Source organism: Salarchaeum japonicum, assembly GCF_049705945.1.
In the GTDB taxonomy this organism is placed as follows: domain Archaea; phylum Halobacteriota; class Halobacteria; order Halobacteriales; family Halobacteriaceae; genus Salarchaeum; species Salarchaeum japonicum_A.
In genome coordinates, this window is record NZ_JBNAMV010000004.1 from 1,251,513 (window position 1) to 1,276,892 (window position 25,380).

At 68.4% G+C, this 25,380-nt stretch carries 31 protein-coding genes; 14 read left to right on the forward strand and 17 right to left on the reverse strand.

The features are described from left to right. Positions 1–186 precede the first annotated feature (186 nt). Positions 187–1,170 (reverse strand): porphobilinogen synthase, encoded by a 984-nt coding sequence (hemB, locus tag ACOZ4O_RS08370; RefSeq protein ID WP_424524853.1) that lies wholly within the window; start codon positions 1,168–1,170, stop codon positions 187–189. Between the two features lie 136 nt (positions 1,171–1,306). Between hemB and ACOZ4O_RS08375 the strand changes: the two genes are divergently transcribed. Further along, positions 1,307–1,816: a GNAT family N-acetyltransferase gene (locus tag ACOZ4O_RS08375; RefSeq protein WP_424524854.1), complete on the forward strand. Its 510-nt coding sequence runs from the start codon at positions 1,307–1,309 to the stop codon at positions 1,814–1,816. On the opposite strand, the gene ACOZ4O_RS08380 is transcribed toward ACOZ4O_RS08375, so the two are convergent. The 4 genes from ACOZ4O_RS08380 to ACOZ4O_RS08395 all read right to left on the reverse strand — a co-directional run bounded on the left by ACOZ4O_RS08380 (position 1,813) and on the right by ACOZ4O_RS08395 (position 6,047). Continuing rightward, positions 1,813–3,942, reverse strand: coding sequence for a (Fe-S)-binding protein (locus ACOZ4O_RS08380; protein ID WP_424524855.1), 2,130 nt, complete (start codon positions 3,940–3,942; stop codon positions 1,813–1,815). The genes ACOZ4O_RS08375 and ACOZ4O_RS08380 overlap by 4 nt on opposite strands. Before the next feature lie 91 nt (positions 3,943–4,033). Next, complete coding sequence (locus tag ACOZ4O_RS08385; protein ID WP_424524856.1) at positions 4,034–4,771, reverse strand: energy-coupling factor transporter transmembrane component T family protein; 738 nt, start codon at positions 4,769–4,771, stop codon at positions 4,034–4,036. Beyond that, positions 4,765–5,466 carry an energy-coupling factor ABC transporter ATP-binding protein gene (locus tag ACOZ4O_RS08390; protein WP_424524857.1) on the reverse strand — a complete coding sequence of 234 codons (702 nt, stop codon included), beginning with the start codon at positions 5,464–5,466 and terminating at the stop codon, positions 4,765–4,767. Before ACOZ4O_RS08390 ends, ACOZ4O_RS08385 begins: the two co-directional genes overlap by 7 nt. Continuing rightward, complete coding sequence (locus ACOZ4O_RS08395; protein WP_424524858.1) at positions 5,466–6,047, reverse strand: biotin transporter BioY; 582 nt, start codon at positions 6,045–6,047, stop codon at positions 5,466–5,468. The genes ACOZ4O_RS08390 and ACOZ4O_RS08395 overlap by 1 nt, the downstream gene beginning before the upstream one ends. Before the next feature lie 110 nt (positions 6,048–6,157). Here ACOZ4O_RS08395 and ACOZ4O_RS08400 point away from each other — a divergent pair, with 110 nt between their 5' ends. Together ACOZ4O_RS08400 and ACOZ4O_RS08405 are read left to right on the forward strand one after the other, a co-directional pair. Further along, on the forward strand, positions 6,158–6,754 hold the full coding sequence (locus tag ACOZ4O_RS08400; RefSeq protein WP_424524859.1) for a conditioned medium-induced protein 4: 597 nt from the start codon (positions 6,158–6,160) through the stop codon (positions 6,752–6,754). A gap of 118 nt (positions 6,755–6,872) precedes the next feature. Beyond that, positions 6,873–7,523: a CRISPR-associated protein Cas4 gene (locus tag ACOZ4O_RS08405; protein WP_424524860.1), complete on the forward strand. Its 651-nt coding sequence runs from the start codon at positions 6,873–6,875 to the stop codon at positions 7,521–7,523. Here the strand turns inward: ACOZ4O_RS08405 and ACOZ4O_RS08410 are convergent. From ACOZ4O_RS08410 to ACOZ4O_RS08420, 3 genes are read right to left on the reverse strand one after another with little or no spacing between them, the layout of a single operon-like run. After that, on the reverse strand, positions 7,506–8,087 hold the full coding sequence (locus ACOZ4O_RS08410; RefSeq protein WP_424524861.1) for an L-threonylcarbamoyladenylate synthase: 582 nt from the start codon (positions 8,085–8,087) through the stop codon (positions 7,506–7,508). The genes ACOZ4O_RS08405 and ACOZ4O_RS08410 overlap by 18 nt on opposite strands. Next, entirely contained in the window at positions 8,088–8,597 is a 510-nt protein-coding gene (locus ACOZ4O_RS08415; RefSeq protein WP_424524862.1) for a peroxiredoxin family protein, read from the reverse strand. Then, the gene (locus tag ACOZ4O_RS08420) at positions 8,597–8,887 is read right to left on the reverse strand and encodes a glutathione S-transferase N-terminal domain-containing protein (protein ID WP_424524863.1); all 291 of its coding nucleotides are present in this window, start codon (positions 8,885–8,887) and stop codon (positions 8,597–8,599) included. The genes ACOZ4O_RS08415 and ACOZ4O_RS08420 overlap by 1 nt, the downstream gene beginning before the upstream one ends. 93 nt (positions 8,888–8,980) lie before the next feature. Here ACOZ4O_RS08420 and ACOZ4O_RS08425 point away from each other — a divergent pair, with 93 nt between their 5' ends. Next, the gene (locus tag ACOZ4O_RS08425; protein WP_424524864.1) at positions 8,981–10,342 is read left to right on the forward strand and encodes a hemolysin family protein; all 1,362 of its coding nucleotides are present in this window, start codon (positions 8,981–8,983) and stop codon (positions 10,340–10,342) included. Here the strand turns inward: ACOZ4O_RS08425 and ACOZ4O_RS08430 are convergent. Both ACOZ4O_RS08430 and ACOZ4O_RS08435 read right to left on the reverse strand, forming a co-directional pair. Beyond that, positions 10,339–11,496 carry an anion permease gene (locus ACOZ4O_RS08430; RefSeq protein ID WP_424524865.1) on the reverse strand — a complete coding sequence of 386 codons (1,158 nt, stop codon included), beginning with the start codon at positions 11,494–11,496 and terminating at the stop codon, positions 10,339–10,341. The genes ACOZ4O_RS08425 and ACOZ4O_RS08430 overlap by 4 nt on opposite strands. Positions 11,497–11,533: 37 nt before the next feature. After that, a complete protein-coding gene (locus tag ACOZ4O_RS08435; protein ID WP_424524866.1) occupies positions 11,534–12,211 on the reverse strand; it encodes a DUF5828 family protein in 678 nt (225 codons plus the stop codon). A 187-nt stretch (positions 12,212–12,398) separates the two neighbouring features. Between ACOZ4O_RS08435 and upp the strand changes: the two genes are divergently transcribed. Genes upp through ACOZ4O_RS08455 form a run of 4 tightly spaced genes read left to right on the forward strand, consistent with a single transcriptional unit; the run spans position 12,399 to position 14,094 of the window. Continuing rightward, entirely contained in the window at positions 12,399–13,073 is a 675-nt protein-coding gene (upp, locus tag ACOZ4O_RS08440; RefSeq protein WP_424524867.1) for a uracil phosphoribosyltransferase, read from the forward strand. A gap of 40 nt (positions 13,074–13,113) precedes the next feature. Next, the gene (locus ACOZ4O_RS08445; protein WP_424524868.1) at positions 13,114–13,476 is read left to right on the forward strand and encodes a hypothetical protein; all 363 of its coding nucleotides are present in this window, start codon (positions 13,114–13,116) and stop codon (positions 13,474–13,476) included. 39 nt (positions 13,477–13,515) lie between these two features. After that, positions 13,516–13,719, forward strand: a complete 204-nt coding sequence (locus ACOZ4O_RS08450) for a DUF7569 family protein (RefSeq protein ID WP_424524869.1) — start codon at positions 13,516–13,518, stop codon at positions 13,717–13,719. Between the two features lie 30 nt (positions 13,720–13,749). Then, positions 13,750–14,094: a hypothetical protein gene (locus ACOZ4O_RS08455; protein ID WP_424524870.1), complete on the forward strand. Its 345-nt coding sequence runs from the start codon at positions 13,750–13,752 to the stop codon at positions 14,092–14,094. A gap of 94 nt (positions 14,095–14,188) precedes the next feature. Here the strand turns inward: ACOZ4O_RS08455 and ACOZ4O_RS08460 are convergent, their stop codons facing one another. The 5 genes from ACOZ4O_RS08460 to hisA all read right to left on the reverse strand — a co-directional run bounded on the left by ACOZ4O_RS08460 (position 14,189) and on the right by hisA (position 18,889). Then, the gene (locus ACOZ4O_RS08460) at positions 14,189–16,219 is read right to left on the reverse strand and encodes a S9 family peptidase (protein ID WP_424524871.1); all 2,031 of its coding nucleotides are present in this window, start codon (positions 16,217–16,219) and stop codon (positions 14,189–14,191) included. Between the two features lie 148 nt (positions 16,220–16,367). After that, a complete protein-coding gene (locus ACOZ4O_RS08465) occupies positions 16,368–17,039 on the reverse strand; it encodes an IMPACT family protein (protein WP_424524872.1) in 672 nt (223 codons plus the stop codon). After that, a complete protein-coding gene (locus ACOZ4O_RS08470; RefSeq protein ID WP_424524873.1) occupies positions 17,039–17,542 on the reverse strand; it encodes an amino acid-binding protein in 504 nt (167 codons plus the stop codon). Before ACOZ4O_RS08470 ends, ACOZ4O_RS08465 begins: the two co-directional genes overlap by 1 nt. Then, entirely contained in the window at positions 17,543–18,130 is a 588-nt protein-coding gene (gene hisB, locus ACOZ4O_RS08475; RefSeq protein WP_424524874.1) for an imidazoleglycerol-phosphate dehydratase HisB, read from the reverse strand. A gap of 30 nt (positions 18,131–18,160) precedes the next feature. Beyond that, positions 18,161–18,889 (reverse strand): 1-(5-phosphoribosyl)-5-[(5-phosphoribosylamino)methylideneamino]imidazole-4-carboxamide isomerase, encoded by a 729-nt coding sequence (hisA, locus tag ACOZ4O_RS08480; protein WP_424524875.1) that lies wholly within the window; start codon positions 18,887–18,889, stop codon positions 18,161–18,163. Positions 18,890–18,970: 81 nt separating this feature from the next. Between hisA and ACOZ4O_RS08485 the strand changes: the two genes are divergently transcribed. The 6 genes from ACOZ4O_RS08485 (at position 18,971) to ACOZ4O_RS08510 (ending at position 23,528) form a co-directional block, all read left to right on the forward strand. Then, positions 18,971–20,125, forward strand: coding sequence for an anion permease (locus ACOZ4O_RS08485; RefSeq protein WP_424524876.1), 1,155 nt, complete (start codon positions 18,971–18,973; stop codon positions 20,123–20,125). Positions 20,126–20,177: 52 nt separating this feature from the next. After that, a complete protein-coding gene (fer, locus tag ACOZ4O_RS08490; RefSeq protein ID WP_424524877.1) occupies positions 20,178–20,567 on the forward strand; it encodes a ferredoxin Fer in 390 nt (129 codons plus the stop codon). Between the two features lie 145 nt (positions 20,568–20,712). Next, on the forward strand, positions 20,713–21,681 hold the full coding sequence (locus ACOZ4O_RS08495; RefSeq protein WP_424524878.1) for a prepilin peptidase: 969 nt from the start codon (positions 20,713–20,715) through the stop codon (positions 21,679–21,681). Positions 21,682–21,717: 36 nt separating this feature from the next. Next, a complete protein-coding gene (locus tag ACOZ4O_RS08500; RefSeq protein WP_424524879.1) occupies positions 21,718–22,026 on the forward strand; it encodes a hypothetical protein in 309 nt (102 codons plus the stop codon). A 37-nt stretch (positions 22,027–22,063) separates the two neighbouring features. Beyond that, the gene (gene hisI / locus ACOZ4O_RS08505) at positions 22,064–22,438 is read left to right on the forward strand and encodes a phosphoribosyl-AMP cyclohydrolase (protein ID WP_424524880.1); all 375 of its coding nucleotides are present in this window, start codon (positions 22,064–22,066) and stop codon (positions 22,436–22,438) included. After that, positions 22,422–23,528, forward strand: a complete 1,107-nt coding sequence (locus tag ACOZ4O_RS08510) for a DUF7118 family protein (RefSeq protein ID WP_424524881.1) — start codon at positions 22,422–22,424, stop codon at positions 23,526–23,528. The genes hisI and ACOZ4O_RS08510 overlap by 17 nt, the downstream gene beginning before the upstream one ends. A 10-nt stretch (positions 23,529–23,538) precedes the next feature. On the opposite strand, the gene glmM is transcribed toward ACOZ4O_RS08510, so the two are convergent. Both glmM and ACOZ4O_RS08520 read right to left on the reverse strand, forming a co-directional pair. Further along, a complete protein-coding gene (gene glmM, locus ACOZ4O_RS08515; protein WP_424524882.1) occupies positions 23,539–24,888 on the reverse strand; it encodes a phosphoglucosamine mutase in 1,350 nt (449 codons plus the stop codon). Between the two features lie 36 nt (positions 24,889–24,924). Then, positions 24,925–25,332, reverse strand: a complete 408-nt coding sequence (locus ACOZ4O_RS08520; protein WP_424524883.1) for a hypothetical protein — start codon at positions 25,330–25,332, stop codon at positions 24,925–24,927. Between the last annotated feature and the right edge of the window lie 48 nt (positions 25,333–25,380).

A 25,380-nucleotide genomic window follows, 5' to 3' on the forward strand; every position in this document is an offset into this window, starting at 1 on the left:
GTCAAACGACTACCTGCATCGGGGTGTGTGGTCGTTCGCCGCCACCGCGCGCGCCGCTCCAACCCCGCGACGCACGGCCTTCTACACGAAAAATAATCGTCATCCCCTCGCTTCGACGGATCCTTCGCCCATCAGTCGAGCGCGTCCGCGACCTGCTCGGCGAAGTCACCGAACTACGTTCGGTTGTTAGCTGAGCGAGTCTGCGACTCGTTCAGCGAAGTACGTGACGATGAGGTCCGCGCCGGCGCGCTTGATGGAGAGCAGGCTCTCCATCGCCGTCTCCTCGATATCGAGCCAGCCCTTCTCCGCGGCGGCGTGCAGCATCGCGTACTCGCCGCTGACGTTGTACGCGGCGACGGGATGGTCGAACTCGCGGCGCACGTCGCTCACGATGTCGAGGTAGGGGAGCGCGGGTTTGACCAGCAGCGCGTCCGCGCCCTCCTCCACGTCGAGGCGGGCTTCCCGCATCGCCTCCCGCCGGTTCGCGGGGTCCATCTGGTAGTGTCGGCGGTCGCCGAACGCGGGCGCGCCGTCCGCGGCGTCACGGAACGGCCCGTAGAACGCGCTCTCGTACTTCACCGCGTAACTCATCACGGGAAGGTTCGCGAACCCCGCGTCGTCCAGTCCCGCGCGAATCGCGCCGATCATCCCGTCCGTCATCGAGGACGGCGCGACCATGTCCGCACCCGCCTCGGCGTGCGACACCGCGGTCTTCGAGAGGAGGTCGAGCGTCTCGTCGTTCCGCACGGTCAGCCGACCGTCCGCTTCCGCGTCCTCCTCCAAGATTCCACAATGACCGTGCTCCGTGTACTCGCAGAGACACACGTCCGTGATGACGTACGCGTCCGTCTCCGCGGTGATGCGGCGGACAGCCCGCTGCACGACGCCGTCCTCGGCCCACGCCCGCGACCCCCGCGAGTCCTTCGATTCGGGGATGCCGAACACCATCACCGCCTCCACGCCCGCCTCCAGGGCCTCCTCGACGCGCGCCACCGACTCCTCCACGGGCACGCGCTCGTGGCCCGGCATCGACTCGATGGGCGTTCGAGACTCCGTCGTCGCGTCCACGAATATCGGCACGACGAGGTCCGAACTCTCCAAGTTCGTCTCGCTCACCAGTTCACGGATGCCGTCCCGTCGCAGCCGGCGCGGCCGCCGCGTGATGTCCATACTCGGTCTCGGGCCGCGGCGAGTAAAAGCGTTCGCGAACCCGGGTTCGAGGGCCGGCACCGCCCGCGCTCGCCCTACGCCCGCGAGCTCGTTGGGGAGTGAGAACGCTCTTCGTGGTCGCGGCGAACCACCACGCATGTCCGCCTTCCTCACCGGCGACACCGTGACGCTTCACCCGGCCGCGGAGGACGACGTCGAGTTCTTCGCTCGCGCGTGGAACGACCACCGTCTCCGCACCCCGCTCCTCCTGGCGGAACCCACCACCCAGGAGGAGATGCGCGAAAGCCTCTTGGAGGACGAGGGCGCGCGGTTCGTCGTGCGCGTCGACGACGGCCGCGTGGGCGCGTGCTCGCTCTTCCGCGTGGACGAACGCCACGGCCGCGGTATGGTCTCCTACTGGATTCGCCCCAGCTATCAGGGCGAGGGATACGCGAGCGACGCGCTCGACGCCGTCTGCGAGTACGCGTTCCGGGAGCGCCGCCTCCACAAGCTCCGCGCCGGCCTCGTCGCCTCCAACGACGCCTCCGCGGGCGTGCTCGAATCCGTCGGCTTCCAAGAGGAGGCGCGCCTCGAAGACGAGTTCTTCTACGACGGCGAGTACGCGGACGAACGCAGATACCGACTCCTCGAAAACGAGTACCGCTAGTCCGCCGCCGCGGGCGACGTATCGCCCGACGCCGCCGCGTCCGCCTTCGCATCGAGGGCTTCAACGACCAACTCCGCGATATCCGTGATTTCGATCTGGTCCTCGAAGCTTCCCGTTTTGCGGCCGTCCTCGTACATCGTCATGCACATCGGGCACGCGACGACGAACCGGTCGATTCCGGAGCCGGCGTCGGTGTCTTCGAGGGCTTCCCGGATGCGTTCCTCGGATGGCTTCGACTCCTCGTCGATGTCCATCCAGAGGCCGCCACCGCCGCCGCCGCAGCAGAAGCTGTTCGAGCGGTTGCGCGGCATCTCGTCCAGCGTCACGCCGGTCGCGCGGATGACCTCGCGGGGCGCTTCGAACTCGCCGTTGTACCGGCCGAGGTGGCAGGGGTCGTGGTAGGTGACCGTGTAGTCGAGTTCCGTCCCCGAAAGGCCGAGGCGGTCGCCCGTGACGAGCTCCTCGACGACCTGCGTGTAGTGGTAGACGGCGTCCGTGTTCTCGAACCCGAACTGGTCGTACTCGTTCGAGAATGTGTTGTACGAGTGGGGGTCGGTGGTGACGATCTTCTCGTAGTCGCAGTCTTCGAACGCCGCGATGTTGTCCTCCGCGAGCATCTCGAAGAGGCCTTCCTCGCCGACGCGCCGCACGTCGTTCCCGTCGTTCTGTTCGTCCTCGTAGAGGATGCCGTAGGAGACGTTCGACTCGTGGAGGATGCGGGCGAGCGACCGCGCGACCTTCTTGTTCCGGTCGTCGTAGCTCGGGTAGTCGCCGACGTACCAGAGGAACTCGACGCTCTCCTCGCGGGCGTCCGGCACGTCGAAGTCGAGGTCCTCGACCCAGTCCGGGCGCTTCCGGGCGGGGTCGCCGAAGCTGTTCCCGTTCTGGAAGAGGTCCATCATCGTCTCCTGGACGTTCTCGTCCATCTGGCCGGACTCCGTCAGACGACGATTCATCTCCGTGAACTGCGTGACGTGCTCGATGTCCACCGGACAGGCGTCCATGCAGGCCATGCAGCTCATGCAGGACTCCATCGTCGAGGAGTCGATGACGGACGTCCCGCCGTCCGCGACGATGGCTTTCTCGTCGCCGCCGGCGTCGACGCTCTCCCGGTAGTTCTTCAGGTCGAGGATGACGTCACGGGGGTCGAGGTTCCGCCCGGAGGCGTTCGCCGGACACACCGAGGAACACCGGCCGCACTTGGTGCAGGCGTCGTGGTCGAGCAGTTGTTTCCACGAGAAGTCGTCGATGTCGCTCGCGCCGATCTCGTCGGGGCTGGCGTCCTCGGGAACGCGGGGGAGGCGGCTGCCGGCGTTCTCGTCGCGCGTGACGACGTTCGCGAAGCTCGAAATCATGTGGAACGGCTTCGCGTACGGGACGGCGGCGATGAACGCGAGCGCGAGCAGGGCGTGACTCCACCAGAGCGGCGCGTACGCGGCTGTCGCCATCTCGGGCGTCACGCCGACTAGCTGGAGCACGTCCTTGGTGAACCAGCCGACGAAGCTCGCGGTCTCGAAGGACACGTCGCGGGTGGTGCTCGTGCCGAGGATGCGGATACCTTCCTGGAGGTAGCCGCCGACGCCGAGGCCGAACAGCGTCCAGAGGAAGAGGCCGTCCTCGGCGGACGTGTGCTTGCCGTAGAGGCGGTCGGTCTTCGCCCAGTAGCGCCGGTAGAGCGCCATGCCGACGCCGACGACGAAGAGCAGGCCGAGCGCGTCCATCACGAGCGAGTACGCGAGGTAGAAGTCGCCCGTCCAGAAGGACGGCTGGCCGAGCGCTTTCGTCCAGATGTCCATGTCGATGGCGAGGATGGTGGTGCCGATGAGGAGCGTGAGGAAGCCCCAGAGGATGAAGAGGTGCATCACGCCGGCGTAGCGGTCGCGGTCGAACTGTTTCTCATTGGACGCGACGATTTTCGCGGCGGAGACGACGCGGCCCGCGAGGTCGTTCACGCGCTCGCGTGGGTCCTCGCTTCCCCGGGTGTAGCGCGCGAACCGGTCGTAGACGCCGTACAGGAAGATGGCGATGGCGACGGCGGCGAGATAGTAGAACAGGGCCTCGCCGACGTGGCCGATTCGCCAGAAGGTCGGACGCGTCACGTCCGACGCCTGCGCGAGTAGTGACATACGCGTTATCCCGGACAGGACGCGCTTAAAGGTTGCCACAACGGCTAACGCTGTGAGGCGAGTTGTCCGTCCTGGCTACCACTTGTAACCGTTACGCGAGCGCCGCGACGGTCGTGGCGAGCGGTTCCGCGTACGCACTTGCGACAAGTGCGAGCGTGAGCGCGACGGCGACCCAGTCTCGGCCCGCGAAGGCGAGCGGGGGTGGCGTGGGGTTGTAGGAGAGACAGCGGGCGCGCAGGGCGAGCGCGAGGCGGTCGGCGCGCTGGAGGGCGCGCCGGAGGCCGCCGACGCCGACGAGTCGCACGCGGTCGCGGACGCTGCGCTGGTCGCCGAGGCGGGCGCGCGAGGCGTCCCGGAGGCGTCGCACGTCGCTCTGGAGGAGCGGGAGGAAGCGGAAGACGAGGCCCGTTCCGACGCCGAGCAGTCGCCCCACGCGGCCGGGGACGAGCCACGCCACTGCGGCGCGGGATTCGGAGACGGGCGTGGTGTGGACGTAGGCGGCGGCGAGCAGGAGGAGGAGGAGCGTGCGCCAGGACGCGAGCGCGGGCTGTACGGCGTCGGCGGGCACTATCCAGGGCGCGCCCCACGTGAGCGCCTGAATCACCGGTGCGAGCACGAGGAAGGGGAGGACGGCGAGGTACTCGCGGAGCGCGCTCCGGGGGGAGAGCCCGCACGCGAGCGTTCCGGCGACCGCGAGCGCGGAGAGCGCGAGCAAACCCCGGGGGGTGGTGTGGGCGAACGCGGCGGCGGCGAACCCGGCCTGGAGCGCGAGCTTCGACCGGGGGTCGAGGCGATGGCCCGGGGAGTCGCCGGGTTCGTGCGTCAGCACGGGTCGCGCACGCTCGCCTCGGGCAGTCGCTCGCGCACGTCCTCGGGCGGGCCGTCCGCGAGCACGCGTCCCTCGGAGAGCAGGCAGACGCGGTCCGCCCGCGAGAGCACGTCCCGGAGGTCGTGGGTGACGACGACGAGGCTCGTCCCCGACTCGTGGAGGGCGTCCAATCGGTCGAGCACGCTCTCCCGCGCGGGCTGGTCGAGGCCCGTGAACGGTTCGTCGAGCACGACGTGGTCGGGCCGCATCGCCAGCACGCCCGCGATGGCGACGCGCTCCTGCTCGCCGCCCGAGAGCCGACTCAGAAGTTCGTCGCCCCGCCCGCTCATGTTCACCGCGTCCAGCGCCTCGATGACTCGCTCATCGACCTCCTCGCGGGGGAGGCCGAGGTTCTCCGGACCGAACGCCACGTCCTCGCGCACGGTGCCGGCGACGAACTGGTCGCGGGGGTCCTGGAACACCATGCCGACGCTCGCGCGCGCCGCGACGAGGTTTTCGGAGACGGGCGTTCCGTTCACCCGCACGTCGCCCGCGTCGGGTTCGAGCAGGCCGTTGAAGTGCCGGACGAGCGTCGTCTTCCCGCTGCCGTTCGCGCCCGCGAGCACGACGAACTCGCCGTCCGCGATGTCGAGGCTGACGCCGTCGAGCGCGCGCGTCCCCTCGTACTCGTGGACGAGCGAGTCAGTGCGAATCATCAGGATGCAGTGATGTCGTCGGCGCGGACCGCCGCGATGGTCGCGCCCATCTTGAGGAGTTCGGCGGGGACGAACGGAACGGCGGCGGTGAGCGCCGCCTCGACGAGGCCGACGTTCCCGACGTACGCGAAGAAGACGGTGCCGAACGCGTAGATGAGGACAGTTGCGACGGCCATCCCGGCGACCAACCGGGGGAGCGAGATGGCGTCGAGGTCCCGGAGGCCGTTCGCGCCGTGCGCGGCGTACCCGACGATGGCGGCGGCGAGCGGATAGCTCCAGAGGTAGCCGCCCCACTGGCCGAACAATGTACCGAGGCCGCTCGCGCCGTACGCGTAGACGGGGACGCCGACCGCGCCCGCGACGACGTACAGCGTCATCGCCGCGAACCCCCAGACCGGCCCGAGGAACGCGCCCGCGAGGAACACGCCGAGCACCTGCAGCGTGAACGGAACGCTCGACACCGGAAGCTGGAAGGAGACGTACGCGAACACGCCGGTGAGCGCCGCGAACAGCGCCGCGCGTGCGAGGTTTCCGACGACCTGGTCGCCGACCAGTTCGACCGACTCGTGGTTCGTACTCATACCCACACGCCTTCCGTCAACCGTGTTCAACTTACTGGTTTACGACTTCTCTCACCGCGTGAGAATACCCATCAAGCCTTTACCGGAGCGGGACGTGCCTTTTGACCATCATGAACGAGAAGACCGAGGAGCTCCGCGACATCTTCCTCGACGTCACCGAGGAGGACACCGTCACCGAGACCCAGACGGAGACCCACGGCACTCTCGCCTCCGACGACGAGGTGGACGACCGCCTCCGCGACACCGTCGCCCACATGCACGAGGCCCTCGACTTCACCACCGACCTCGACACCGAGGAGTACGTCCGCGTCGTCCGCGGGTTCTACGCCGACGAAGCCGACGCCGCCATCGCCCGCGACCTCGACACCACGTCCGAAACCGTCACCCGCGCCCGCCTCGACCTCCACCTCCTCACCGAATCCGACCTCGACGCACCATTCGAGTTCGAAACGCTCGACGCGGCGCTCGACGACCACGACACCCTCACGGACGCCGCCGACGCTCTCGACGTCAGCACCAGTACCGTCCGACGCTACCGCCGCGTCCGCGACACCCGCCGCGACATCCGCCGCGTCAACGACCGCTACCGCGACGAATTCGAGGCCATCCTCACCGACCGCGAACTCACCGACCCCCTCACCGAGAGCGTGCAGGAGGACGGCCTCGACGAAGCCACCGAAGGCCAGGAGATGGACATCTCGCTTTAACCCCTGAAACCGCCCACGACAATTCTCTTTCTCCCGTTCTCTCCGCCTCGTTTTTCCACCTGCTCTCCGCGGTGGTTCGGCCGAGTGTTCAAGTAGGAGAGCGCGGCCAGCGGACGACGTGACAACTTCGTTCAGCGCGCTCGCGACGGCGGCGTACTGTCCGCGCCAGCTCTACTATCGGCGGCGCGACCCGCCCGACGGGATGCCGGCTGCGGCCGAACGCGCGCACGAAATCGCCGCGCGCTACCCCGAGTTCCTCCTCGCGTCGGACACCGCGCTCCGAACCTTCGACCTCGCCGTCGACCCCGACACCTACCGGCGACGCCTCCGCGCGCTCCGCGAGCGCGACTGCTGGCGGACGCTCACCGACCCGCCCGAGCGCGACGTGCTCGTGGAGGGCCGTGACTGCCGGGGTCTCGTGCAGAAAATCGGATACGACCCGCTCCGGCCCGTGCTCGTCTCGCCGGGCGACCCCGCGGACAGCGGTGTGTGGGAGCCACAGCGCGTCCGCGCCGTCGCCGCGGCGCTCGCGCTCGCGTGGCGCGAACGCACTCCTGTGGAGTCCGCGCTCGTCGAGTACCCCCGGCACGGCGTCGTCCGAGAGGTACGATTGACTGCGGGGAATCGCGCGCTCTACCGCCGCACGCTCCGCGCCGTCGAGGGACTGGACGGCCCGCCGCCGCGCCTCCGCGACACCGCGCGCTGCGGGAGTTGCGACTATCGGGCGGAGTGCGGGGCGAAAACGCGGAGCCTACGGTCGCTCCTCTAGCCAGGCCTCGATACGGTCCGCGTCCCGGCCGCGGCGGTGAATCACGCCCGCGCCGGCGTCCACCACGGTGCTCTCGCCGCCCGGCGTCTCGCCGCCGTCCAGCACCACGCCGACGGCGTCCCGGATTTCGGGGTCGAGGTCGCTGGTGCGGCGGGCGTTCGAGCGACCGCTCCGGTTCGCGCTCGTCGCGGTCACCGGCCCCGCGGTGGCGAGGAAGTCGAGCGCCAGGTCGTGGTCGGGCACCCGCACGCCCACCTTGGGTTTCCCGCCGGTGAGCGCGTCCGGCACGCTCCCGCGCTTCTCGCACACCACGGTCACCGCGCCCGGGAGGAACTCCCGCATGAACGCCTCCTCGCGCTCGCTCGCGTGGACGTGGTCGAGCGCGGCGTCGACGCTGCCGACGCCCATCGACAGCGGTTTCGAGCGGTCGCGGCCCTTCGCCGCGAACACGCGCTCCACCGCGTCGGCGTCGAGGGCGTCGCCGGCGAGACCGTAGACGGTGTCCGTCGGGTAGACGACGAGGCCGCCGTCGTCGATGGCGGCGGTGGCGTCCGTGAGCGACATCTACAGGTCGTCGACCGCGGCTTCGATCTCGTCGTAGTCCGGGAACTCCGGCCACTCCGAAGCGACCCACGCGTACTCGACGGTGCGGTCCTCGTCGACCACGTACACCGCCGGCCGCGGCTCCTCGATGCCGGTCATGCCGTCGAGGTCGTGCTCGATACCGTACTTGCGCGCCACGTCGTTCGCGGGGTCGCTGAACAGCGCGTACTGCTCGATGCCGCGCTCCTCGATGGTGCGCTTGTGCTCGTACGGCGACGAGATGGAGAGACCGACCACCTGGACGCCGTACTGTTCGAACTCGCGCTCCGCGAGTTCCTGCCACGCGTACGTCGCCGGAAACGCGCCGTCCATCGAGTGGAACACCAACACGACGGGCGATTCGTCGAGGAGGTCCGTGAGAGAGGTGTCCTCCCAGTATTCGTCGTTCACGAGCGGCCGCGTGAAGTTCGGCGCTTGCTCGCCCGCCTCCACGTGGTCCGCGTCGGGGAGACTCACCACGTCGAAGTCCATCAGTCCTCACCCCCGTAGGTTCGGTCGAGGTAGTCGACGATGTTCCCGGATTCGGCCATCGCGACCCCCGTGTTCTCGTCGATGATGGCGGGGACGGTGCGCGCGCCGACGACGCGCTTCACCGCGTCCCGCTCCGAGTGGAGGGGTTCGACGAACCGCGAGTGGTAGTCGATATCGTACTCGTCGAGCTTGTGGACGACGCGCTCACAGAACGGACACGCCTGTAGCCGGTAGAGCAGGACGTCGGCGTCCGCGCTCTCCGGTGTCGGGGTTGCTTCGCTCGCGCTCATACCTCGTTGTTCGGTCGAACCCGGCGTAAACGTGTTGCCCGCGGCACGCAGGGGATAACGTTTAATCGGCAGCGGACGAAACCCACGACTATTGTGGGTTTGTCTCCGGTACTGACACCGCTGGTGTTCGGCGTGACACTCGGGACTGATACGTACGCCGTGCTCGGCGCGGCTGCGATAATCCTCCTGATGGCGCTGTCGGCGTTCTTCTCGTCGTCCGAGATAGCGATGTTCTCCATCGCCCGCCACCGCATCGACGCGCTCCGCGACGACGACATCCCCGGTGCGGAGGCCGTGGCGGACCTCAAGGAGGACCCGCACCGCCTCCTCGTGACGATTCTCGTCGGGAACAACCTCGTGAACATCGCGATGTCGTCGCTCGCCACGGCGCTCGTCGGGATGTACGTCACGAACTCCGGTGTCGCGGTGCTCGTGTCGACGCTCGGCGTCACGGCGCTCGTCCTCCTCTTCGGGGAGTCCGGGCCGAAGTCGTACGCGGTCGAACACACGGAGTCGTGGTCGCTCCGCGTCGCGCCCTTCCTCAAGCTCTCCGAACGCATCCTCTACCCGCTCGTCGTGCTGTTCGACTACCTCACGCGGCTCGTCAACCGCGTCACCGGTGGTCGCGCGGCCATCGAGACCTCGTACGTCTCCCGTGACGAGATTCAGGAGATGATCAAGACCGGGGAGCGCGAGGGCGTCATCGAGGAGGAGGAACGCGAGATGCTCCAGCGCATCTTCCGGTTCAACAACACCATCGCGAAGGAAGTGATGACGCCGCGCCTCGACGTGGACGCGGTGGCGAAGGACGCGTCCGTGGACGAGGCGATTCAGACGTGCGTGCAGTCCGGCCACGAACGCCTTCCCATCTATGAGGGGAGTCTGGACAACGTCATCGGCGTGGTCGCGCTCCGCGACCTCGTCCGCCAGCACGTCTACGGCGAGGGCGAGGAGGTTCCGCTCTCCGACCTCATCGAACCGACCCTGCACGTTCCGGAGTCGAAGAACGTGGACGAACTCCTCGCGGAGATGCAGGAGGAACGCGTCGGCATGGTGGTCGTCATCGACGAGTTCGGCACCACGGAGGGACTCATCACGACGGAGGACCTCATCGAGGAGATCGTCGGCGAAATCCTGGAGGGCGAGGAGGAAAAGCCCGTGACGTTCGTGGACGACGACTCCGTGCTCGTCCGCGGCGAGGTGAACATCGACGAGGTGAACGACGCGCTCGACATCGACCTCCCGGAGGGCGAGGAGTTCGAAACCATCGCGGGCTTCATCTTCAACCGCGCGGGCCGACTCGTGGAGGAGGGTGAGACGTTCGAGTACGACGGCGTCGAACTCCGCGCGGAGAAAGTGGAGAACACGCGCATCATGAAAGCCCGGGTCTCCCGGGTCGAGGAGCCGGTCGAGGACGCGGAGTCGCTCGAAGCCGAGGACGAACCCGAGGCCTAGAGCACCGCGTCGACAGCGACGTACGCGCCGTAGCTCGCGCCGAGCGCGAGCGCGAGCGACCCGATCCACGCGAGCACGGTGAACACCATTTTCCGCTTGCTCACGCCGCCGCCAGCGCCCGCTGCGGCGTACCCGCTGCCGATGATGGCGGAGACGATTATCTCGTTGAAGGAGACCGGAATGCCGAAGAACACCGCGGTCTGCGCGATGGCGAAGCTCGGGATGAGCGCCGCAATCGAGCGCCGCGGGCCGAGGCTGGAGTAGTCCTGACTGAGCGCTTTTATCATCCGGGGCGCGCCCGTCCACGACCCGGCGAGCAGGCCGATGCCGCCGCCGACGAGCACGTACGTGATGGGGATGTCCTCGCCGACGAGCGGGAGGAGCGGGCCGACGGCCAATCCGACCTGGCTGCCGCCGGCGCTGAACGCGACGAGGCTGCCGAGTGCGAGGAGGAACCGTCGCTGGCCGCGCGCGGGGTCGCGGTCGATTTCGCGGTAGAGGACGAGCGCGACGAGCGCGGCGACGACGAAGGACACGCCGGCGCGACCCGGGAGGCCGGGCGTGACGGCGGCGGAGAGCGACTGACTCGTTCCCGCGGGCCCGAGGAAGACGAACTTCACGTTCGCGACGATGACGCCGACGACGCCGCCGAGAACGGGGATGACGACGCGGTCGCGGTCGAGGCGGCGGAGCGCTCGCGCGGTGGCGTACGCGATGCCGCCGCCGACGAACGGCACGAGCACCCAGAGCGCCGCTATCTGCTGGTATTTCGCCCACGCGGGACCGCCCCCCATCGCGAGTCCGGTGCCGACGACCGCGCCAGTGACGGTGAACGCGGTGGCGATGGGGTAGCCCGCGAACACGCCGATAGCGACGAGCACCGCGGCGATGGTGAGCGCGATAACGGCGGCTGTCGGGGAGAGCGACTGTCCGATGATGAGGTCCTGTCCGACCGCCTCGCTCACGTTCGCCCCTTGGAACACCGCGCCGGCGAGGCCGAGGATGCCGACGAGGAAGCCTGCGCGCATCACGGGGATTGCGTTCGCGCCGACCGCGGGTGCGAACGGCGTCGACCCCGACGACCCTGCGCCGATGGCCCACGCCATGAAGAGGCTCGCGATGGCGGCGACGACCAGAACGGCGATACCTGCCATACGCTCCCGTGTAGAGGGCGACGCTTGAGGGTGTCGCTTAGTTCGTCGTCGGGTTCGTGTCGGCGTCCGTCTCAGGCAGTTCGACGCCCTCCGCGGCCGCGACGTCCTCGACGTCCTTCTCCGCGTCCACGTGCCAGCGCGTCACGTCCTCCTCGTAGGAGTCGAGGTACTCGCGTACAGAGTCCTTCAAGTCGTCGTCGTTCACGTTCACCTCGAACACGAACTCCTCCTGCGAGCGCACGTACCGAACGTTCGCGCTCACGAGGTCGTTGTCGAAGTAGTAGGGCGCTATCTGCGTCATCACCTTCCGGTACACCGTGTTCTCGATGGTTCTGAGCGCCTTCCGGCCCGCGGTGTCGGCGGCGCGCGCGACGTAGTCGATGGAGTCCTGCCACTTCGACATCGCGCCACCCACGTCGTCCTCCCCCAGTTTCTCGTAGGACTCGGTGAGGCGCTCGCCCGCCGACCCGAGGTCGTCGTCCGCGGACCGGCCCGCGCGCTCGCCTTCGCCCTCGTCCACGCTCGCCTGTTCCGCCGTCTTCTCCGACACCTCCTCGTCGATGCGCTCGTGGGCCTTCGGCCGCCACTCGTTCCACGATTCCAGCGCGCCCGACTCGACGCCGGCGTCCCGCAACGCCCGCGTCACGCGCTCGCCGTGCTCGACGATATCGCCCCAGTCACCCCGAACCTTGAACCCGGAGATACTCTCTTGCATCGCGGTTTGACACGCCTACGACACCCGCGCCCTTACGTGTTGCCGCTGCGAACGATTCCCACTCCCACGTCGATTCGTGGCGCGTTCGCCTTGTTTGCGGGTCACGGTGTTCCCCGCTCACCTGTCCCGCGGCGCGTAGCGCCGCGTAACCGACACCTTAACGCAATCCCCAGCCCCTTTTTCCGGTATGCCAATCGAGGACCGCGAGAACGCGCACGTCATCACGCACGCGCTCGCGAAGGACACGCTCTCTCGGATTCGAGACGAATCGACGGAACAGGTCGGGTTCCGGAAGGGCCTGGTGAAACTCGGCCGCATCTGCGGCTACGAGGTCATCGACGGCGTGATGGAGACCGAGTACGTCGAACTGGAGACGCCGCTCGCGCCGACGACGGGCGAGCGCGTGAAGGGACTGGACGACGTGGTCATCATCAACGTGCTGCGGGCGGCGACGCCGTTCGTCGAAGGACTGCTGAAGGCGTTCCCGCGAGCGAAGCAGGGCGTCATCAGCGCGGGCCGCGACGAGTCCGGGCAGCGCGAGGACGGCACGTTCCCCATCACGGTCGACTACGTGAAGCTCCCCGAAATCACGGAGGACGACACGGTCATCGTCGCGGACCCGATGCTCGCCACCGGTTCCACGATGTGCACCGTGCTCGACACCGTGCTGGAGGGACAGGCGGACCCGGAGAACCTCTTCGTGCTCTCCGCGGTGTCCGCGCCCGACGGCCTGCTGCGCGTGCAGGACGGGTTCCCCGAGGCCGACCTTCTCACCGTCAGCATCGACGACCACCTCAACGAGGAAGGCTACATCATCCCCGGCCTCGGCGACGCGGGCGATCGCGCGTTCCGCACGAACTAGCGACCGTAACGCCCAACGTCGCTCGCGAGAGTGTTCACGTATGACTCCGGTCGCACTGCTCGTGCTCGCCGTCGGCCTCCCCCTCCTGGTCGTCGCGGTCGTCTACGCGGGCGCGGTGCTCGTCGGCGTCGCGCCCGACTTCGCGCTCATCGTACTCACGCTGCCGCTGCTGGCGCTCCTCCTCTACGCGCTCTCCGTGGTCGAGACGAAGACCGAGCGCGAGAACGACCTGCCGGACTCGCTCTGGAAACGCCTCGCGTCGTTCGCACGCGGCGGCGACGAGCAACAGATCGAAGCGCGTGACCGAATGGACCCGGCGGAACGCCAGCGCATCGCGCGACAGATCCTCGTCTTCTCCCTCGGGGGGCTCGTCTGGACGTTCGCGGTCGCGTACGGGTTCTGACGCCGCAGTTCTTTATACCTCGGCGTGTATGCGGTAGATATGTCGGAGGATTCCTGCGCGCACTGCGGGGACGACGTGTCGGACGCGCTCGCCCGCACCGTCCGCGTCACGGTCGACCGCTCCCAGATTGACCAACAGCGCCTCTGCCCGACGTGCTTCGCGGACTGGATCGACCGCTACGAGTCCGAGATGCAACCCGAGGAGCAGACCGTCGTCGACGACGAGAACATCATCGTCGACTAATTTACCTACAACCGACGTTTCCGGGAGTGTATGAAACGCCTGCTTCGCATCGTCGCGCTTTACGGCGTCCTGCTCCCCGGCGTTGTCGTCGCGCTCGCGCTCGCCGTCGCCGCGTTCCAGTCCGTCCCGCCTGGACTCGTCGCGCTCGCGCTCGCCTTCGTGTTTGCCTCCGTCTCGCTGGTGCTGACGAGCGGCGCGGACGACCATATCGAGAACGCGGAGGCGATGGGGCGGAATCCGATGACCGCCTGGCAAGACCTTCAGGAACACGACGAGTGGAACCGCACCTCGCCGCGCATCGTCGCGCTGCGGTCGTTCTTCATCGGCGGATTCGTTATCGCCGGCGCGACGCTCGTCGCAACCTACCTCGTCTAACCCCTTTCCTTCACCTCGAACACCGCTGCATGCGTGCGGTTTTTCTCCACGTTCTCCGAACGAAGCCGACCCCCGGACGGCTACCTAGCGCTCCTTACTCCTCGGTGTCCGTCCCGTCCGCTTCGTCGGCCTCGTCATCCGCGCTCAGGCCGTCGTTCGCGGGGCGGTCGAGCGCGCGGTCGGCGTCGCTGTGCGCGGAGTAGCCGTCGAACCACCGGACGATGCGTTCGAGGCGGTCGACGACGTGCCCGGGTTCGCCCGACCGGGAGAGCTCGTGGCCCTCCCGGGGATACCGCACGAGGCGGGTGTCGACGCCGTTCTTCTTCATGAAGAGGTAGAACATCTCGCCGTTGTTCACGGGGACGCGGAAGTCGTTGTCCGCGTGCACCACGAGCGTCGGCGTCTCCACCTGGTCGGCGTACGCGACCGGACTCTGCTCCCAGAGGAAGTCGGGTTCCTCCCAGGGCGTCGTGCCGAAGTCGCCCTCCACGAGCTTGAACGCGTCCGTGGAACCGTAGAACGAGGAGAGGTCGTAGACGCCGCGCTGCGCGACCGCGCCGTCGAAGTAGTCGGTGTGCCCGACCATCCAGCCGGTCATGTACCCGCCGAAGGAGCCGCCGGTGACGAACGTGTCCTCGTCGTCCACGTACTCCCTGTCCGCGACTTCGCGGGTACCCGCCATCACGTCGACCATCGTCACGTCGCCCCAGTCGCGCTCGATTGCGGTCGCGAAGTCCTCGCCGTACCCCGTCGAACCGCGGGGGTTCGACCAGAAGACGACGTAGCCCGCGGCGGCGAGCGACTGGAACTCGTGCCACATCGTCCCGGCGGTGCTCCACATCGTGTGCGGGCCGCCGTGAATCTCCACCGCGAGCGGATACTCCTCGTCGGGGTCGAAGTCCGGCGGCGTGAGCACCCAGCCCTGGATTTCGTCGGCCTCGCCGTTCTCGAACCACAGTTCTTCAGGCTCCGAGACGGCGCGCTCGTCGAGGTAGTCGCTGTTCAGCCGCGTCAAGCGGACTTCCTCCGCGCCGCCGGGCGTCGCGGCGAACACGTCGCCGGGATGGTCCCACTCGGACTGCGTGAACGCCACCGCGTCCGTCGACACGGAGAACCCGTCGATGTGTCCGCCGGTGTCAAGCACGGTCTCGACACCCGAATCGGTGGTGCGCCGCAGCGTCACGCGGCCCTCGTCGGGCGTCGCGAAGTACAGCGAGTCGCCGCTGAACTCCATGCCGAGCGCGCTCACCGTCCGGTCGATGTCGTCGGTGACGGTCTCTGTGTCCCCGGTTTCGAGGTCGAACACGTCGATTTCGGACTGGCGCATCGACGCGTTCTCCAGCGGCGTCCACGTGTACGCGAGCCGTTCCGGGGTGGCGGCGAGCGTCGGCAGCCAGCCCGTCGCCTCGGTCACCGTCTCCGTCGCCTCTTCGTCGAGGTCGTAGGCGTCCACGTCGAACGTCATCGAGTCGTCCGGGTTCTCGCCGCGCTTCACGGCGAAGTAGACGGTGCTCGCGTCACCCCACGTCGCGGAGACGTGGTCGAGGTCGTCCTCGGTGAGTCGGGATAGTTCGTCGGTGTCGGTGTCGAGGACGTAGACGTGGCTGCGGGCGTCGTCGATGTAGCGCGCGCCGGCGCGGTAGACGTGCCGGTCGATGACGCGCGGGTCCGGCGGGTCGCGCTCGTACTCCTCGTCGGGGAGTTCGAGGTCGATGCCGTCCTCGCGCTCGGTCTCGGTCACCGACTGCGTGAACAGGAGGCGTTCGCCGTCCGGACTCCACTCGGGGTTCGAGACGCCGCCCGGCACGTCCGTCACGCGCCGCGCCTCGCCCCCGGTCGTCGGGAGAATCCAGAGCTGGGGGCGGTCGTCGTCCCCACCCCGGGTGCTGACGAACGCGAGCCGGTCGCCCGACGGCGACCACCGCGGCTGGGAGTCCGCGCCCTCGCCGGTCGTGAACTGCCGCGGCTCCCCGCCGCCCACGGGCACTACGTGCACGGTGGCGTCGTAGGACTCGTCGTCCTCGGGGACCCGTCGGACGAACGCCACCCGGTCCCCGTCCGGGGACACCCGGGGGTCGCTCGGCTTCGCGATGTCGTGATACTCGCTCGCACGAATCCGATTCATACCATCGCGTGGGAACCCGACACAAAGGACATTTCGGTTCGAAACTACTCGATATCCGCGCGCCCGCTCGTCGCGTCGGACCGTTTGCCGGCGGTCTCGCGCGCTCGACCGCCGCAAACCCTCCACGAAAAGCCGCTCTCTCACACCGTCACGCGATGTCTGCTCGTCCGCTCGTCGCGTCCCGAAGTCGGTCCCGGAGCGCGTCCGCGTCCTCGACCGCGACGGTCACGTCGAACGCCACGTCCTCGCCGTACTCGGCGTCGAACGCGCAGTCCGCGGATTCGAGGATGCCGCGAACCGTCCCCGAATCATCGTACGCCACCGCCACCGAGAACGACTCCTGCGGGCGCTCCGTGACCGTTCCCGCGTCCGCAATCACGTCCTTCACCGCCTTCGAGTACGCCCGCACCAATCCGCCCACGCCGAGGTTCGTCCCGCCGTAGTACCGCGTCACCACCACCACGACGTTCTCCAACTCCTCGCCCTGCAGGACGTTCAACGCCGGCTTTCCCGACGACCCCGACGGTTCCCCGTCGTCGCTCTGGTACTCCCGCAACATGTACTGGCCTCCCGGGCCGCCCGACTCGCGGCTGTCGCCGCTCGTCGCTCCGCCGCCTCGTCCGGGGCCGCCCTGCTCTACCCGTACCCGGTACGCGGGTACGTTGTGCGTCGCGTCGTCGTACTCCGCGCGAACGGCGTCGATGAACGCCTCCGCGTCCTCGGTCGTGGCGGCGCGACGGATGTGGCCGATGAACTCGGACCCCCGCACCTCGAACGACGCCTGTCCGGGGTTCGCGACAGTCAGATACGACGCCGGCATCAGGACAGTTCGACCGACCGCACGAAGTCGAGGTTCATCAGGTCGGTGACGAGGTCGCCGGGAAGCGTCTCGTCGGTGACGAGGTAGAGCCGTGGTTCGTCCGTGAACTCGGGGTCCTCGCTGATTGTCTGGCGGATGCTGATGTCGTACTCGGCGACGAGGCTCGTGACCTGCGCGACGATACCGGACTCGTCGGCGTCGTTCACGGCGATGGTTATCACTGTCAGGTCGAGGACGGGCGCGAGGTCCATCAGGCTCGGAATCTGACTGATGTTCCGGAAGATGCGGGTGAGGTCGTCGTCCGCGAGAATCGCGTCTGTCGTCGAGTCCACGACCCGCCGGTCGACGCCGGCCTCCTGCGCTATCTGCGTGTAGGGGATTTCGATGTCACCGGAGACGACGCGGCCCTCGTCGTTCACGGAGAACCCGCGTTCGAGCAGGAGGCGGATGACGGCCTGCTGGCCGGGGCTTCCCTCGAACTTTTCGAGTATCTCGTCGAACATCTACAGTTGGCCTTTCGTGCTCGCGACGCCCTGCCGTCGGTCGTCCACGCGGGTCGCGTCGTCCAGCGCGCGAGCGACGGCCTTGAACAGCGCCTCTATCTCGTGGTGGGCGTTCTCGCCCGCGACCTCGACGTGGAGCGTCGCGTCGGCGTTCGTCGCGAACGACCGGAAGAAGTGCCGCGCCATCACGCTCGTGAACTCGCCGACGGACGCCTGACTGAACTCCCCGCTGAATTCGTAGAGCGGGCGACCGGAGAGGTCGAGGACGACGCTCGCGACGGCTTCGTCGAGGGGGACGCGGCGGTCCGCGAACCGCTCCAGGCCCGACTTGTCGCCGAGCGCGTCCGCGAACGCGCGCCCGAGGACGATACCCACGTCCTCGACGGTGTGGTGGTCGTCGATGTCGAGGTCGCCCACACAGGAGACCGTGAGGTCGAACAGGCCGTGTTTCGCGAACGACTCCAGCATGTGGTCGAAGAAGCCGACGCCGGTGTCGACCTCGCTCTCCCCGGTTCCGTCCACGTCGAGCGCGACCTCGATTTCGGTCTCGGCGGTCGCGCGTGCGACGCTCGCGCTTCTCTCGCTCATACCCCTCCTTCGACGCCGCCCCACAAGGGTCTAGCGCTGCCCGACGGCGTCCTGCGCCTCGCGGAGCGTGAAGTTCCCCTCGTACAGCGCGGTGCCGACGACGGCGGCGGCCGCGCCCGCGTCCCTCGTCGCGACAACGTCCTCGACGGTGGCGACGCCGCCCGACGCGACGACTGGGATGTCGACGGCGCTCGCGACGCGCTCGATTTCCTCGGTTCGTACGCCCGCTTCCTGTCCCTCCACGTCCACGTCGGTGAACAGGATGCCGGACGCACCGAGGTCCTCGTAGCGCTCCGCGGCGTCCGCGGGGTCGAGTCCCGTCCCCTCCGTCCAGCCGGAGACGACGACCTCGCCGTCCTTCGCGTCGAGGCTGACGAGCACGCCGTCGGGATAGCTGTTCGTCACGACATCCACGATTCCGGGGTCCTCGACGGCCGCCGTCCCGAGGATGACGCGGTCCACGCCGAGCCGGAGGAGGCTCATCGCGTCCGCCGCGGTGCGCACGCCGCCGCCGAGCTGGACGTCCACGTCGACCGCCGCGAGGATGGCTTCGACGGCGTCCGCGTTCTTTCGCTCGCCCTCGAACGCACCGTCCAAATCGACGAGGTGCAAGGTGTCTGCGCCCGCGTCCACCCAGTTCTCGGCGGCGGCGAGCGGGCCGCCGTACGTCTTCCCGGTGCCGCGCTCCCCCTGCACTAACTGCACGACCTCCCCGTCCTGCATGTCCACGGCGGGGACGACCTCGAAGGACTCGAACATACCCGGAGTTCGAACCCGACCGGGAAAAACGCCGCCGGTTTTTCGGGGGGTTGAAACGCCGCCATCGACTATGCCGGGTAGATGGAACTGCTCCTTATCGTCGGTCTCGCGGTCGCCGCGTTCGTCGGTTTCAACATCGGCGGGTCGTCGACGGGCGTCGCGTTCGGGCCCGCCGTCGGGAGTAACGTCGTCTCCAAACTCGGTGCCGCCGGCCTCATGACGGGGTTCGCGTTACTCGGCGGGTGGACGGTCGGCCGGAACGTCATCGACACGATGGGCGGCGACATCGTTCCCGCGGACACGTTCACGCTCGCCGCGTCCGTCGGCGTCCTCTTCTTCGTCGGCCTCGCGCTCCTCATTTCGAACACGTTCGGCGTTCCCGCGTCCACCTCCATGACCGCCGTCGGCGCTATCGCCGGATTGGGCGTCGCCTCGGGCACGCTCGACTGGGCCGTCATGGGCGAAATCGTCGTCTGGTGGCTCGTCGCCCCGATTCTCGCGTTCTGGCTGTGCGCGGTCATCGGCCGCTACCTCTACCCCTACCTCGACGCCGCCTTCCCCATCGAGAAGTCCGAACGCTCCGTCGTCTACCTGGAGGGCGGACGGCCGCGCATCGCCGACGACGCCACCGGCCGCGAACTCCTCGCGAGCGCGCTCGTCGTCGTCATCGGCTGTTACATGGCGTTCTCCGCCGGCGCGTCCAACGTCGCGAACGCCGTCGCGCCGCTCGTCGGGAGCGACGCCATCACCGCCAGCAGCGGCGTCCTCCTCGCTGGCGCGGCTATTGGCGTCGGTGCGTTCACCATCGCCCGCCGCACCCTCGACACCGTCGGTAACGACCTCACCGACCTCCCCCTGCTCGCCGCGCTCATCGTCGAAGTCGTCTCAGCCTCCCTCATCACCTTCCTCTCCGTCATCGGCATCCCCGCTAGCCTCGCCGTCTCCGCCACCATGTGCATCGTCGGCCTCGGCTGGGGGCGCGCCACCCGCACCGTGAAAGCGACCGACGTGGCGCGCGGGGACGTGGACGCGAAAGTCAGCATGAACGCGCTCGCCGCCGACCGCCCCGACGAAGTCCCCGCGATGGGCGAGGAGGACCCGGACGAACTCGTCGCGAGCGACCTCTTCGACCCATCTACCACCGCACGCGTCGTCATGCTCTGGGTGCTCACCCCCTCTATCGCCGCCGCCGCGTCCTGGGGACTGTTCACCCTGATACCGCTTTACACGCCCTGAGGGCGGACGTATCCCACAAGCCATATGCCTCCGGCCGTAGAACCGTCGGATGATGCCAACCGTCGAATACCTCAACTACGAAGTGCTGGACGACCACGGCTGGGATATCGAGGACGACGACCTCTTCGAGAAGGCCGCCGACGCCGGTCTCGACGCCGAGGACTACGGCGAACTCGACGTGCCGCAGGGCGGCTACATCCTCGAATCCGCCGAAGCACAGGGCTACGACTGGCCGTTCTCGTGCCGCGCCGGTGCGTGCGCGAACTGCGCTGCCATCCTCAAGGAGGGCGAGATCAACATGGACATGCAGCAGATCCTCTCCGACGAGGAGGTCGAGGAGAAGAACGTCCGCCTCACCTGCATCGGCAGCCCCGAAGCGGAGGAAGTCAAGATCGTCTACAACGCGAAGCACCTCGACTACCTCCAGAACCGCGTCATCTAACGCGGCAACGTCGGTTCGCGGGACGGGGGTTCCGTGAATCCCTTCGGACGCGTCCAGCTTCTCACTTCTTTCACTCGCTCGTAGCCGCTGGCTCGACGGTCACGGGGAGTAACGCCTAACACGCCGGACCGCGCTCGTTGAGGTAGTGTACGCGACGCTTCCCGACCTCCTTCGATTGCTGTTCGTTCCGGCGTTGGCGTGGGCGGCCTACCACGACGTGCGCGTGCGGCGGGTGCCGAACGAACTCTGGTATCCGTTCGTCGCGCTCGGCCTCGGCCTGTTGGCGTGGGAGTACGTGCTGGTCGAGCGGACGACCCTGTTCCTCGTGCGGGCGGCGGTGAGTCTGCTGGTGATTCCGCTGGCGTACGCGTTCTGGTTCATCGGCGGGTTCGGCGGCGCTGACTTCAAGGCGTTCTGCGTCGTCGCCTTGCTCTACCCGACGTATCCGAGTTATTACGTCGCGGACCTCGCGCTCCCGCTGGTTCGCACCCAACTGGGCGTGTTCTCGGTGACGGTGGTGACGAACGCGATGCTCGCGAGTCTCGGGTATCCGCTCGCGCTCGCGGTGCGGAACGCGCTCACCGGCGTGTTCTCCCGGTTGATGTTCGTCGGACGGCCGGTCACGAGCCATCAGTTGGCGGAGGCGCACGGCACTCTCCTCGAAACACCGGACGGGTTCTCGCGCGGCGGTCTCGATCTGGACGCGCTCCGGATGTACCTGCGGTGGCGCGGCGTCACGCTCGGCCAACTGCTCGCGCATCCCGAGCGCTACCGCGACCCCGCGACCGTCCCTGAAGAAACGAACGAACCAGGGGACGGCTCCGTGACGACGGAGGCAATCTCGGCGCCCACCTCCGAACCGATGCCGGGCGAGGCCGCGGGCGGGTACGACGACCCGTGGGGGGCGGCGCGCTTCCTCGACGACATTGACTCCACGGCGTACGGCACCACGCCCGGGAAACTCCGGGACGGCCTCGACGTCATCACGAGCCAGGAGCGCGTCTGGATAACGCCCGGCGTCCCATTCATCGTCCCGCTGTTCGTCGGATTGTTGCTCGCGCTCACCGCCGGCGACCTCCTGTTCGCCCTGATGCGCCTCATCGGCCTCGTGTAGGGAAACGCCCTTGGCGGTTCGACCGAACCCACGAACATGGCCATCGACCGACACGACGCCCTCGCGGGCGTCGTCGCCCTCCTCGGACTCGCCGTCCTCGCGTACTCGGTCCTCGTCCTGTTCACGCCGCTACTCGGCGGTATCGTCGCGCTCGCGTGCCTCACCGTGGCCGCGCTCGTTCGCGCCCGCGACACCGAACACGCCGCCGTCGTCGCCGCGCTCGCCCTGCTCGTCCTCCTCGTCACGCTGGTGACCGGCACGCTCTACGGCCTCCTGCTCGCGCTGATTCTCGCCGTCGTCTGCTACGTCGGCTGGCGCGTCGTCACGGGACGCACCGAGGGCTGACAGAAAGACTATCCGTCCCAGCACCGTCGAATCGGGTATGTCAGCAGAGTTCGGCGTGGACCTCGACTTCGGGGACGACGGCCTCGTCCCGGCGGTCGCGCAAGACGCCGACACGGGCGACGTGTTGATGCTCGCGTACGCGAACCGGGAGGCGCTCGAACGGTCCGCGGAGACCGGTCGCGCGCACTACTACAGTCGCTCCCGGGAGGAACTCTGGGAGAAGGGCGCGACGAGCGGGCACACCCAGGACGTGGAGGAAATCCGCGTCGACTGCGACGGCGACGCCGTCCTCTACGTCGTGGAGCAGGCGGGCGGCGCGTGCCACACCGGCTACGAATCGTGCTTCCATCGAACGCTCGACGGCGACACCGTCGGCGAACAGGTGTTCGACCCGGATGCCGTCTACGAGTAGCGTCCTCGCCGAACTCGACGCCGCCGAGACCGCGCGCGAGGACGCGGCGGCGGCCGTCGAGGAGGTCGGCGAGGACACCATCGAACGCGTCGTGGAGAAACTGGAGCGCGCCGAGCGCTTGCTCGCCAAATACGAGGAGTCCGCGACGGGAACGGGCGATTTCCAGTCGTTCGTCGCGTTCCAAGGCGACGTCGACGACCTGCTCGACGACATCCCAGAGGACTTCCCGGCCCGGGGCGCGTTCGAGGCGTACGACGACCGCCTCGACAAGCGCCGCGTCTCAGAGTCCGACTTCGAGAACGCCCGGGACGCCCTCGGGCCGGCCCGCGAGTACCGCGACCTCCTCGAAACCCGGGCGGACGCACGAAACCGCCATCAGGAAGCCGTGCGCGCAGTCCGGGAGCGTCTCGACCAGGTGAACGAACGACTCGCGGATTTGGAACGCCTCCACGACCTCGGGAACGCCGACCTCGACGCGCCCACCGAGGAACTCCGCGACCCCATCGAGTCCTACAACGACGCCGTCCGCGACGACTTCTCCACCTTTCGCGGGTCGGCGAGCGCGCGCGAGTTCCTCGACTTCGCGGAGACCGCCGCGAGCTACCCGCTCGTCGGCGTTCCGCACCCGCCGAGCGACCTCGACGCGTACGTCAGGGAGGCCGACGCGGGCGAGAAACCCATCTCCGACCTCCTGGAGTTCGCGGAGTACTCGGTGTCGAAACTCGACCACTACGTCGACCAGCCCCAGCGGTTGAAGCGCGCCGTCGGCGGGAACACCACCTACCTCGACCGGCTCGACGCCGACCCGCTGACCGTCGAGTGGCCGCCGCTGCCGGCGGACGAACTCCGATATCGGGCGCGCGAACTCGTCGCGGTCGTCGCGCGATTCGCGGACGACGAGACGGTCGCGCTCGCACGCGAGGTGCGGAACGTCGCGCTCCGCGAGGACTACGGCCGACTCCGCACCACAGCGGTCGCGGAAGCCGAACTCACCGATGAGGAGCGCGCGGAACTCGAATCGGGCGCGGTCGAAGAAGAGCTTCAGGCGCTTCGGGAGGAACGCGAGAAACTGGAGGCGGCGCTCGACTAGGCGTGACTCTCTATGGTTCGATTGCGTCTGCGAACGCGTCGGCGAGGTCGCGGGCGTGGTCGGCGCTCGTCGCTTCCGCGTACACGCGAACGACGGGTTCGGTGCCGCTCGGTCGGGCGAGCACCCAGGCGTCGCCGTAGTCGAGGCGGTAGCCGTCGACGGTGGTGAGGTCGGCGTCCGCGTCGCGGGCGTACTCCTCGGCCGCGCCGAGAATGCGCTCGCGGTCGGATTCCGAGTCGTAGGGGACGTTCACGCGGACGTTCCAGTAGTCCGCGTAGGGTTCGACGACCTCGCTCGCGGGCGAGTCCGCGAGGAGTTCGAGGAAGCGCGCGCCGGTGTACGCGCCGTCCCGCGTGAGCCGGTAGTTCGGGAAGATGATGCCGCCGTTCCCCTCGCCCGCGACGGGAACGGTCTCGCCCTCCGCGTGGAGTTGGCGGATTCGGGTCATGATGCGTGTGCTCCCGACGGGCGTCAGGTCGAGCGACGCGCCCGCGTCCTCGCAGACGTCCACGAGGCGCTGGCTGACGTTCACCGCGGAGACGGCGGTGTCTCCCTCGGATAGTTCGGCGGCGGCGAGCGCGGCGAGCGCGGCGTCGCCCTCGACGTACGTTCCGGTCTCGTCGAAGAAGATGGCGCGGTCGGCATCGCCGTCGTGTGCGATACCCACGTCGGCGTCCGCGGCCCCCACGAGCCGTCCGAGGTCCGCGAGGTTCTCCTCGATGGGTTCGGGGTCGCGGCCCGGGAATCGGCCGTCCGGCTGGCTGTTCACGGTGACGACCTCGCAGCCGAGCTCGCGGTAGAAGTCGGGGCTGGTGAGCGCGCCCGCTCCGTGCCCGGGGTCGATCGCGACGGTGAGGTCGGCGTCCCGGATGCGGTCGGTATCGACGGCGTCGATGAGTTGGTCGGTGTAGCGGCGGCGCGCATCCTCCACGGCGCGGTCGTCGCCCGTCTCGTCCCACGCCACGGTCTCGTAGCCGTCGCCGAGAAAGACGTTCTCTACGCGTTCGAGCTCGTCCACGGACAGTTCGATTCCGTCGGGTCCGACGAGCTTCACGCCGTTGTACTCGGGCGGATTGTGGGAGGCCGTAATCATCATCGCCGGCACGCCCTCCTCCTCGCAGTACACCTGCGTGCCCGGGGTCGGGACGACGCCGAGTCGGTCCACGTCCGACCCGACCGCCTGCAGGCCCGCGGTCGCCGCGTTCGCGAGCATCCGGCCCGTCGCTCGCGTGTCCCGCGCGACGGCCACGCGGTCCGCCCCCCAGAGCGTCCCCGCTGCCTTCGCCACGTCGAGCACGAACCCGGGCGTGAGCTCCTCGTTCACCACGCCCCGCGTCCCGCTCGACCCGAACACTTTCATACGCTTCCCTTAGTCCGGCCGTCCTAAGGCGTTCCGTTAGTGGTCGTGCGCGCCGTGGCCTTTCCCGTTCTCGGGTCGCGTGTCCACGAGGCTGATGTAGTACGGCTGGTCCTTGTAGTAGTACGCGCCCCGGATGCTTCCGCCGCAGAACTCGTAGAGAGCGTCCCCGAGTTCGTTCCCGGGTTCGAGTTCCACGGGAATCGCCTGCCACTCGCCGGTCTCGGACTGCGAGGCGAGCGCGAGCACGTTCTGGAGGTTCGGATAGGCCTCCACGAACGGCTCGTTCAGCGTGCACGTCGTGTCCGTCTCGCTCGCGGTGGACTCCGTGATGGCCATCGCGCGCAACCGCCACTCGGGGGACTGCGTGCTCAGCGCGCCCGAACAGCCGGCGAGCGCGCCCGCAACTCCGGTCCCGGTCGCCGCGAGGAACCCGCGTCGCTTCATATTCGTGGTTCGGAGTCGAAGCGGATAGCCGCAACGCTTTCACGCCGA